Origin of the sequence: Cognatiluteimonas lumbrici, assembly GCF_006476065.1 — a bacterium.
In the GTDB taxonomy this organism is placed as follows: domain Bacteria; phylum Pseudomonadota; class Gammaproteobacteria; order Xanthomonadales; family Xanthomonadaceae; genus Cognatiluteimonas; species Cognatiluteimonas lumbrici.
Genome location: NZ_ML636798.1, coordinates 2334172 through 2342113 on the forward strand (window position 1 = coordinate 2334172; position 7942 = coordinate 2342113).

Annotated in this window: 8 protein-coding genes and 4 tRNA genes; all 12 read left to right on the forward strand. The window is 71.2% G+C overall.

Features of this window, described 5'->3' with window-relative positions; translation table 11 throughout:
• The first annotated feature begins 82 nt into the window (after positions 1–82).
• Entirely contained in the window at positions 83–1771 is a 1689-nt protein-coding gene (locus tag E4F25_RS11280; RefSeq protein WP_140910224.1) for a tetratricopeptide repeat protein, read from the forward strand.
• A complete protein-coding gene (lolB, locus tag E4F25_RS11285; protein ID WP_140910225.1) occupies positions 1768–2397 on the forward strand; it encodes a lipoprotein insertase outer membrane protein LolB in 630 nt (209 codons plus the stop codon). Before E4F25_RS11280 ends, lolB begins: the two co-directional genes overlap by 4 nt.
• Positions 2394–3311 (forward strand): 4-(cytidine 5'-diphospho)-2-C-methyl-D-erythritol kinase, encoded by a 918-nt coding sequence (ispE, locus tag E4F25_RS11290; RefSeq protein WP_140910226.1) that lies wholly within the window; start codon positions 2394–2396, stop codon positions 3309–3311. Before lolB ends, ispE begins: the two co-directional genes overlap by 4 nt.
• Positions 3289–3365, forward strand: a tRNA-Gln gene (locus tag E4F25_RS11295). Before ispE ends, E4F25_RS11295 begins: the two co-directional genes overlap by 23 nt.
• Positions 3366–3410: 45 nt before the next feature.
• Positions 3411–4370 (forward strand): ribose-phosphate diphosphokinase, encoded by a 960-nt coding sequence (locus E4F25_RS11300; RefSeq protein WP_140910436.1) that lies wholly within the window; start codon positions 3411–3413, stop codon positions 4368–4370.
• Between the two features lie 78 nt (positions 4371–4448).
• Complete coding sequence (locus tag E4F25_RS11305; RefSeq protein WP_140910227.1) at positions 4449–5138, forward strand: 50S ribosomal protein L25/general stress protein Ctc; 690 nt, start codon at positions 4449–4451, stop codon at positions 5136–5138.
• 48 nt (positions 5139–5186) lie between these two features.
• On the forward strand, positions 5187–5768 hold the full coding sequence (pth, locus tag E4F25_RS11310) for an aminoacyl-tRNA hydrolase (protein ID WP_140910228.1): 582 nt from the start codon (positions 5187–5189) through the stop codon (positions 5766–5768).
• Complete coding sequence (gene ychF / locus E4F25_RS11315) at positions 5768–6859, forward strand: redox-regulated ATPase YchF (protein ID WP_140910229.1); 1092 nt, start codon at positions 5768–5770, stop codon at positions 6857–6859. The genes pth and ychF overlap by 1 nt, the downstream gene beginning before the upstream one ends.
• Before the next feature lie 92 nt (positions 6860–6951).
• A tRNA-Tyr gene (locus E4F25_RS11320) sits at positions 6952–7037 on the forward strand.
• A 39-nt stretch (positions 7038–7076) separates the two neighbouring features.
• A tRNA-Gly gene (locus E4F25_RS11325) sits at positions 7077–7150 on the forward strand.
• A 52-nt stretch (positions 7151–7202) separates the two neighbouring features.
• A tRNA-Thr gene (locus E4F25_RS11330) sits at positions 7203–7278 on the forward strand.
• Between the two features lie 27 nt (positions 7279–7305).
• Positions 7306–7942: GTP-binding protein (locus E4F25_RS11335; RefSeq protein WP_140910230.1), on the forward strand; the 637-nt coding region annotated here is incomplete at its 3' end.

Consider the following 7942-nt stretch of genomic DNA (forward strand, 5'->3'; position numbering starts at 1 on the left):
ATGCACCGAGGGCCGCCATTTTACGGCCCGGCCGCTTTCGATGCCCGCGACCACCGGCCCAGCTAGCCAGCCTCCCTCCAGCATGCGCACCCGCGCGCGCCTCGCCGGCGCGTTGTTCTGCGTGGCGGCCTGCGTCGCCGCGCCGGTCGCGGCGCGCGACAACGCCCCGGCCGGCGCGATCGAAGCCACGCTGGCGGGCGAGTTCGCGTTGCAGTCGGGCAAGCTCGACGATGCCGCGCGCTGGTACCTCGAGGCCGCGCGCGCCGTGGGCGGGGATGCCGCCCTGGCCGAACGGGCCGCGCGCATCGCACTGCTCGCGGACGAAGACGAGACCGCGCGCCAGGCATTGCGGCTGTGGCGCGCGGGCGACCCGGGGGCGCTCGCGCTGCGGGGCGCGGAACTCACCCTGGCGTTGCGCGACCAGGACCTGGCGGCGGCGCGGCGCGGCCTGCAGTCGCTGCTGCGCGATCCCGACCCCGGCGCCTGGCGGTACGCGCTGGCGGCCCTCGGCGGGGGCGGCAAGGATCCGGACCTGGCCTCGCGCCTGCTGGGCGAAGCCGTCGAGGGCGGATGGATCCCGGACCGCCTGCAGGCGTGGCTGGCGTTCGGCGGCCTCGCGCAGCGCCTGGACCGGCAGGCCCTGGCGGAACGCATCGTCGAGGCGGTCATCGCCCGCTTCCCCGACGAGCCGCGCGTGGCGCTGCTGCACGCGAGCCAGCTGCGCGAGAGCGGCGACGCGGCCGGCGCGCGCGAAATCCTGGCGCGGCTGGAGCCGCGTGCCGGTACCGACGAAGAACTGCGCCTGGCGATCGCCGCCGGCTACGAGGCGCTCGGCGACTTCACCAGGGCGGCGGCAGTGCTCGCGCGCGGCCCGCAGGACGAGCGCACCCATCGCCTGCGCGCGTCGCTGCTCGCCCAGGCCGGTGACCGCGATGGCCTCACCGCGCTGTACCAGGAACTGCAGCAGGGCCCGGCGTCGCACCCCGACCCGGACCGGCGCCTGCTGTTGGGCCAGGTCGCCGAATTCCTGGAGCGCCACGAGGATGCGTTGCGCTGGTACCGCAGCGTCCCGGGCGGCACGGAGCGGTGGCCGGCGCGCCTGCGCACCGCCAGCGTGCTGCAGGAACTCGGTCGCCCGGACGAGGCCTTCGCGGCGCTGCGGGCGCTGCAGTCGGACCCGGATGCGCCCGACGGCGTGCGCCGCGACGCCTGGCTGCTGGAGGCGGAGCTGCGGCAGGCAAGCGGCGACGGCACCGGCGAACTCGATGCCCTTGCCCGGGGCCTGGCCGCGTTCCCGGACGATCCGGCGCTGCTGTACGCGCGCGCGCTGGCCTGGGAGCGCCGCGACGACATCGCGCGCGCGGAAGCCGACTTCCGCCGCATCCTGGTGGCCGAGCCGGACAACGTCGCCACCCTGAACGCCCTCGGCTACACCCTGGCGGACCGCACCACGCGTTACCGGGAGGCGCTGGAGCTGATCGACCGCGCGCGCGTGGCCGAGCCGGACAACCCGGCGATCATCGACAGCTACGGCTGGGTCCTGTACCGGCTGGGGCGCCACGACGAGGCTTTGGTGCAATTGCGGCGCGCGTACTCGCTGCAAAAGGACGCGGAGATCGCCGCGCACGTGGCCGAGGTGCTGTGGACCGGGGGCGAGCGCGAGGAGGCCCGGCGCTATTTCCGCGAAGCCCTGGAGCTGGATCCCGACAACCGCGCGCTTCGGCGCGCGCTCGAACGCACCGGCGCGCTTCCGGTGGAGGACACGCCATGACCCTGCGCCTCGCCGGCATCGTCGCCTGCCTGTCGTTGCTGGCCGGTTGCGCCACCACGCTTCCCGTGGCCGAGTTGCCGCCGGAACAACACGCGGCCGCGCTGCAGCACCAGGCCGCGCGCGAGCGGGTGCTGGCGGGCGTGGCGGACTGGGCGCTGTCCGGTCGCATCGCGCTGACCAACGACGGCCGCGGCGGCAGCGGCCGCATCGACTGGCGCCAGCGCGACGTCTGGAGCGAGGTCGCGCTGGCGGCGCCGATCACTCGCCAGAGCTGGCGCCTGGAAACCGGGCCCGGGGGGGCGCGGCTGGAGGGGCTGGAAGGCGGCACCCGGGTCGGGCCCGACGCTTCCCTGCTGCTGCGCGCGGCCACCGGCTGGGAGATTCCGGTCGGCTCGCTGGCGTCCTGGGTGCGCGGCGCGCGCGATCCGGCCGCGGGGCCGGCCACCCTGGAATTCGGGGCCGACGGCCGGCTGGCCCGCATGCAGCAGGATGGCTGGCGCCTGGAATTCGGGAACTGGACCCCGCAACCTGGCCTGGGCACCGAACTCCCGGGGCGGATCGAGGCCGAGCGCGGCGAGGCCCGCGTCCGCCTGGTGGTGGACGCCTGGACGCTGCCGGCGCCATGAGCGCCGGCGGCGAGGCGTGGTCCCACTGGCCGGCGCCGGCCAAGCTGAACCTGTTCCTGCGCATCCCGGGCCGGCGCGAGGACGGCTACCACCTGCTGCAGACGGTGTTCCGGATCCTGGACTGGGGCGACGAGCTGCGGCTGCGGGTGCGCGGCGACGGCAGGATCGTGCGCCATGGCGACCTGCCGGCAGGCATCGATGCGACCGCGGATCTCGCGGTACGCGCCGCCGATCTGCTGAGAAAAGAGACCAATTTGCGCTTGGGCGCCGACATCTTCGTCGAAAAGCGCATTCCCGCCGGGGGCGGCTTCGGTGGCGGCTCGTCCGACGCTGCGACCACCCTGGTCGCGCTCGACGCCCTCTGGGGCACCGGCCTGGGCATCGAGCGGCTGGCGGCCCTCGGGCTGGGCCTGGGCGCGGACGTGCCGGTGTTCGTGCGCGGCGACAATGCCTGGGCGGAGGGGGTCGGTGAGCGGCTCACCCCCGTGACGCTGCCGCCGGCGTGGTACCTGCTGGCCGCCCCCGCGATCCACGTTTCCACCGCGGAATTGTTCCAAGCGCCTGAATTGACGCGGGATGCCGCGCCCGCGACAATAGCCGACTTCGCTTCTGGTGCTCCGCTCGGCAATGCGTTCGAGCCGGTGCTGCGCCGCCGCGAACCGGCCGTGGAGGCCGTGTTCGAGGTGCTGGCGCGGGTCGGCACGCCACGGTTGACCGGGACCGGCAGCGGCTGCTTCGTCGAGTTCGGCGATCGCGCTTCCGCGCAGGCTGCGCTGTCCCAGGTGCAACGGGAATCGTTGCAGGGGCGCGCGCCGGCGGGATTGCAGGCGTGGATCGCGGAGGGAGCGACGCGGTCGCCGTTGCACGTTGCGCTGGATGCGTACCGCCTGCAGGGGCGTCGCCAAGAGGCCTAAGGCACCAGGTTTTGATCCTGGCATTCGCAGGTTCGAATCCTGCCGCCCCTGCCAACCACGACCCTGCAACACGAATTCGGAGCGCGGGACGAGATGACGGTGCAGGACGACAGGAACTTGCTGGTTTTCGCTGGCAACGCCAACCGTCCGCTGGCACAGGCGGTGTGCAGGGAGCTCGGCGTGCGTCCCGGCAAGGCGCTGGTCGGGCGCTTCTCCGACGGCGAGGTGCAGGTCGAGATCGAGGAGAACGTCCGCGGCCAGGACGTGTTCGTGATCCAGCCGACCTGCGCGCCGAGCGCGGAGAACCTGGTCGAGCTGCTGGTGCTGATCGACGCGCTCAAGCGCGCATCGGTGGCCAGCGTCACCGCTGTGGTGCCGTACTTCGGCTACGCCAGGCAGGACCGCCGCCCGCGCTCGGCGCGGGTGCCGATCACGGCCAAGGTGGCGGCGCAGATGTTCTCGACCGTGCACACCGACCGGGTGCTGACGGTGGACCTGCACGCCGAGCAGATCCAGGGCTTCTTCGACATCCCGGTCGACAACGTGTACTCCTCGCCGCTGCTGCTGGCCGACATCTGGCGGCACTACGGCACCAGGGACATGGTGGTGGTGTCGCCGGACGTGGGCGGCGTGGTCCGCGCCCGCGCCATCGCCAAGCGCCTCGACGACGCCGACCTGGCGATCATCGACAAGCGCCGTCCCAAGGCCAACGTCGCCACGGTGATGAACATCATCGGCGACGTCGCCGGCAAGACCTGCGTGCTGGTGGACGACATCGTGGACACCGCCGGCACCCTGTGCGCCGCGGCGGCCGCGCTGAAGGGGCAGGGCGCCACCCGGGTGGTGGCGTACTGCACGCATCCGGTGCTCTCGGGCGCCGCGATCGACAACGTATCGAAGGCCGCGCTGGACGAGCTGGTGGTGACCGACACCATCCCGCTGTCGTCCGCCGCCGAGGCCTGCGGCAAGATCCGCCAGCTCAGCGTGGCGGAACTGCTGGCCGAGACGATCCGCAGGATCGCCTTCGGGGAATCCGTCAGTTCGCTGTACGTGGACTGACACACATGGCCCGCCTGGTCGCGGGTGGGCCGCATCACCGCCGCAAGGCGGCCAACGCAAGCAAAGTGAGCAATTGAAATGGCAAACCAGAACACCATCCAGGCCACCGGCCGCAAGGACGAGGGGAAAGGTGCGAGCCGCCGCCTGCGTCGTGCGGGCCAGGTGCCTGCCGTCGTCTACGGCGGCAAGTCCGCCCCCGTGAACATCCAGCTCGACCACGAGAAGACCTGGGTCGCGAGCCAGAACGAGTGGTTCTACTCGTCGATCCTCGGCCTGGACATCGACGGCAAGGTCGAGAACGTGCTGCTGCGCGACCTCCAGCGCCACCCGTGCAAGCAGCTGATCATGCACATCGACTTCCAGCGCGTGGACGCCAACGAGCAGCTGCGCACCTCGGTGCCGCTGCGCTTCGTCAACGGCGAGACCTCGCCGGCGGGCAAGACCGCGGGCGTGGTGATCATGCACGAGCTGACCCAGGTCGAAGTGAGCTGCCTGCCGAAGGACCTGCCGGGCAACATCGAGGTGGACCTGGCCGACCTGAAGCCGGGCGACACCATCCACCTGTCGCAGCTGAAGCTGCCCCAGGGCGTGGAACTGCCGCAGCTGAAGCTGGGCCCGGACCACGACGTCGCCGTGGTCGCCGCCCGCATGGCGCGGGTCGAGGCCGAGGAGACCACCGACGAGGCCGCCGAGGGCGCGACCGATGCCGCCGCCGCTGCTCCCGCCGCCGGCGAGGGCGAGGCCGAAGGCGAGGCCAAGGGCGAGTGATCGCCGCGTGCCGGCCCGCCCATGGCGGCGGGCCGGCATGCCTTCGAGATGGCAGGACTGCGACTCATCGTCGGGCTGGGCAATCCCGGTCCGGAACACCTCGGGACCCGGCACAACGCCGGGTTCTGGTTTGTTGACGCCCTGGCGCAGCGCGAGGGCGCGCGCTTCGGCGTGGAATCGAAACTGTTCGGCGAGGCCTGCCAGGTGCAGCTCGGCGGACAGCAGGTGCGGCTGCTGAAGCCGGCCACCTACATGAACCTGTCGGGCAAGTCGGTGCTGGCGGCGCTGCGCTTCTGGAAGATCGAGCCGGAGGAGGCGCTGCTGGCGCACGACGAGCTCGACCTGCCGCCCGGCACCGCGCGGCTCAAGTTCGATGGCGGCCACGGCGGCCAGAACGGCCTGCGCGACACCATACGCCTGCTCGGCCACGGCCGCTTCCACCGCCTGCGCATCGGCATCGGCCACCCGGGCCACAAGGACCGGGTCACCCCCTGGGTGCTGGGGCGCCCGAACCGCGACGACGAGGCCGCGATCCTGCGCGCCGTCGACGACGCGCTCGACGTCCTGCCGCTGGCCGTCGCCGGCGACTTCAACGAGGCCATGAAGCGCCTCCACACGGACAGACAGTAATGGGCATCAAATGCGGCATCGTCGGCCTGCCGAACGTCGGCAAGTCGACCCTGTTCAACGCGCTGACCAAGGCGGGCATCGCCGCGGCCAACTTCCCGTTCTGCACCATCGAGCCCAACGTGGGCGTGGTGCCGGTGCCGGATCCGCGCCTGAACGCGCTGGCGGACATCGTGAAGCCGGAGCGGGTGGTGCCGACCGCGGTCGAGTTCGTGGACATCGCCGGGCTGGTCGCGGGCGCCGCCAGCGGCGAGGGCCTGGGCAACAAGTTCCTGGCCCACATCCGCGAGGTGGACGCGATCTGCCACGTGGTCCGCTGCTTCGAGCACCCGGACGTGATCCACGTGTCCAACCGGGTGGATCCGATCGCCGACATCGAGACCATCGACACCGAGCTGGCGCTTGCCGACCTGGAATCGGTGGACAAGGCCATCGCCCGCTACGAGCGGGTGGCCAAGAGCGGCGACAAGGACGCGAAGGCCCGGATCGAGGTCCTGCAGCGGTTGCGCGCGGCGCTGGACGAGGGCCGGGCCGCGCGCACCGTGGCCCTGGACGAGGAGGAGCAGGCGCTGGTCCGCGAGCTGTTCCTGCTGACCCTGAAGCCGGTGATGTACGTGGCCAACGTGCTCGAGGACGGCTTCGAGGGCAATCCGCACCTGGATGCGGTGCGCGCCCGGGCCGAGACCGAAGGCGCCGAGGTGGTGCCGGTCTCGGCCGCGATCGAGGAGGAGCTCAGCCAGCTCGAGGAGGCCGACCGCGACGAGTTCCTGGCCGACCTGGGCCTGGACGAGCCCGGCCTGAACCGGGTGATCCGCGCCGCCTACGCCCTGCTGGGCCTGCAGACCTACTTCACCGCCGGCGTGAAGGAGGTCCGGGCCTGGACCGTGAAGGCCGGCGCGACCGCCCCGCAGGCCGCCGCCGTCATCCATACGGATTTCGAGAAGGGCTTCATCCGCGCCGAGACCATCGGCTACGAGGACTTCGTGAAGTACCGCGGCGAGGCCGGGGCCCGAGAGGCCGGCCGCCTGCGCCTGGAGGGCAAGGAGTACCGGGTCCGCGAGGGCGACGTGCTGCACTTCCGCTTCAACGTCTGAACGGGCGTCCCGGGACGCCGGATGCGTTGACAGCACGCGCTGTACGGGTCAAAATCGCGGGCTGTTTTCACCGGATCACGGCACGGACGACCGGAGGGATACCCAAGCGGCCAACGGGGGCAGACTGTAAATCTGCTGGCTTACGCCTTCGGTGGTTCGAATCCACCTCCCTCCACCAAGTTCGAGCAGTGTCCAGCAAGCTTCAGCGGTGCCCGTCGCGGGAGTAGTTCAATGGTAGAACCTCAGCCTTCCAAGCTGATGGTGCGGGTTCGATTCCCGTCTCCCGCTCCATTGCGCTCCACGCGGTCGGCCACCACCCAGTGACAAGACAACCAGGTTCCACGCTCACGTAGCTCAGTCGGTAGAGCACCTCCTTGGTAAGGAGGAGGTCGATGGTTCGATTCCATTCGTGAGCACCACACACAACGTCCAGCGAGACAGCAGCCATGGCAAAGGGTAAGTTCGAGCGCACCAAGCCCCACGTGAACGTGGGCACGATCGGTCACGTTGACCACGGCAAGACGACGCTGACGGCGGCGCTGACGAAGATCGGCGCGGAGCGTTTCGGCGGCGAGTTCAAGGCCTACGACCAGATCGACATGGCGCCGGAGGAGAAGGCGCGCGGGATCACGATCTCGACCTCGCACGTGGAGTACGAGTCCCCGACCCGCCATTACGCGCACGTGGACTGCCCGGGCCACGCCGACTACGTGAAGAACATGATCACGGGTGCGGCGCAGATGGACGGTGCGATCCTGGTGTGCTCGGCGGCGGACGGCCCGATGCCGCAGACGCGCGAGCACATCCTGCTGGCCCGCCAGGTGGGCGTGCCGTACATCGTGGTCTACCTGAACAAGGCGGACATGGTGGACGACGCCGAGCTGATGGAGCTGGTGGAGATGGAGGTGCGCGAGCTGCTCTCCAAGTACGAGTTCCCGGGCGACGACACCCCGGTTGTGAAGGGTTCGGCGCTCAAGGCGCTGGAAGGCGACCAGTCGGAGATCGGCGTGCCGTCGATCCTGCAGCTGGTGGAGGCGCTGGACACCTGGATCCCGGAGCCGGAGCGCGACGTGGACAAGACCT

Coding starts and splice junctions, on each gene's coding strand:
- pth (WP_140910228.1), top strand. CDS start 5,187: ATGGCAGGACTGCGACTCATCGTCGGGCTGGGCAATCCCGGTCCGGAA.
- lolB (WP_140910225.1), top strand. CDS start 1,768: ATGACCCTGCGCCTCGCCGGCATCGTCGCCTGCCTGTCGTTGCTGGCC.
- ispE (WP_140910226.1), top strand. CDS start 2,394: ATGAGCGCCGGCGGCGAGGCGTGGTCCCACTGGCCGGCGCCGGCCAAG.
- ychF (WP_140910229.1), top strand. CDS start 5,768: ATGGGCATCAAATGCGGCATCGTCGGCCTGCCGAACGTCGGCAAGTCG.
- E4F25_RS11280 (WP_140910224.1), top strand. CDS start 83: ATGCGCACCCGCGCGCGCCTCGCCGGCGCGTTGTTCTGCGTGGCGGCC.
- E4F25_RS11305 (WP_140910227.1), top strand. CDS start 4,449: ATGGCAAACCAGAACACCATCCAGGCCACCGGCCGCAAGGACGAGGGG.